This is a genomic window from Methylopila henanensis (assembly GCF_042681025.1).
GTDB lineage: Bacteria > Pseudomonadota > Alphaproteobacteria > Rhizobiales > Methylopilaceae > Methylopila > Methylopila henanensis.
Map to the genome: position 1 here is coordinate 124772 of NZ_JBHUER010000008.1, position 1690 is coordinate 126461.

General features: G+C 68.9%; 1 protein-coding gene. It reads left to right on the forward strand.

Annotation, left to right across the window (positions count from 1 at the left end):
- The first annotated feature begins 8 nt into the window (after positions 1-8).
- Positions 9-1676, forward strand: coding sequence for an L-lactate permease (locus ACFSCV_RS11095; protein ID WP_378799928.1), 1668 nt, complete (start codon positions 9-11; stop codon positions 1674-1676).
- The last annotated feature ends 14 nt before the right edge of the window (positions 1677-1690 follow it).

The window sequence follows — 1690 nt, forward strand, 5'->3', positions numbered from 1 at the left end:
AAGCCCCGATGATGTGGTCCCAGGTTTACGACCCCTTCGGCAACGCGGTGATATCGACGCTGGTCGCGGCGATCCCGATCGTCGTGCTGCTCGCCGGCATCGGCGTGTTCCACATGAAGGCGCATACCGCCGCCATCGCCGGCCTCGTCGCGGCGCTGGTCATCGCCGTCTTCGCCCATGGCATGCCCGCCGACAAGGCCGGCATGACCGCGCTCTACGGCGCCGCCTACGGCCTGCTGCCGATCGGCTGGATCATCCTGAACATCATCTTCCTGTACCAGCTCACCAACGAGAAGGGGTACTTCAAGATCCTGCAGGACTCGATCGCCGGCATCACCGAGGACCGCCGGCTCCAGCTCCTGCTGATCGCCTTCTCCTTCGGCGCGTTCTTCGAGGGCGCGGCGGGCTTCGGCACCCCGGTCGCCGTCACCGGCGCCATCCTGATCGGTCTCGGCTTCTCGCCGCTCGCCGCCTCCGGACTGTCGCTGATCGCGAACACCGCGCCGGTCGCCTACGGCGCGCTCGGCACGCCGGTGATCGCGCTCGCGGCCGTCACCGACCTCCCCCTGCTCGACCTGTCGGCGATGATCGGCCGCCAGCTTCCGTTCTTCTCGGTCATCGTGCCGTTCTGGCTGATCGCGGCCTTCGCGGGCTTCCGCGGCATGGCGCAGATCTGGCCGGCGATCCTGATCGCGGGCGTGACCTTCGCGATCCCGCAATATCTGGTTTCGAACTATCACGGGCCCTGGCTGGTCGACGTGGTGGCGGCGATCGCCTCGATCGTGAGTCTCACGCTGTTCCTGCGCGTGTGGCGCCCGGCCGTGGTCTGGACCTCCGCCGACGGCTCCGCGCCGACGGGCGCGGCCGCCGCCGCGACGACCGAGCCGTCCGTCACGCGCCATCCCACGGGCCTCGTGATCCGGGCCTGGATCCCGTGGCTGATCCTGTCGGTGGTGGTGTTCTCGTGGGGCATCCCGCAGGTGCGGGCGTTTCTCGACGGCGTCTCGCTGCTCGCCTTCGAGGTGCCGACCGTCCACAATCTGATCGAGCGCGTGCCGCCGGTCGTCGCGGCCGCGAAGGCAGAGGCCGCCGTCTATAAGCTCAACTGGCTGTCGGCGACCGGCTCCGGCATCTTCCTATCGGCGATCATCGCCGGTTTCGTGATGGGGTTCTCGCCGCTCGCGATGCTGAAGACCTATTGGCGCACGCTCGTGCTGGTGCGGTTCTCACTGCTCACCATCGCCGCCATGCTCGCGCTCGGCTTCGTCACCCGCTACTCCGGCGTCGACGCCACGCTCGGCCTCGCCTTCGCGCAGACCGGCTGGCTCTACCCGTTCTTCGGCGCGATGCTCGGCTGGCTCGGCGTGGCGCTGACGGGCTCGGACACCTCGTCCAACGTGCTGTTCGGCTCGCTCCAGCGCATCTCCGCCGAGCAACTCGGCCTGTCGCCGACGCTGATGGCGGCCGCCAACTCCTCCGGCGGCGTCATGGGCAAGATGATCGACGCCCAGTCCATCGTCGTGGCCTCCACCGCCACCCGCTGGTACGGGCACGAGGGCGACATCCTGCGCTACGTGTTCTTCCACTCGCTGGCGCTGGCGTCGCTGATGGGCCTCCTGGTCATGGCGCAGGCCTACTTGCCGCCCTTCACCCACATGGTGATCGGCGCGCCCTGACGGCGCCTGCCGCC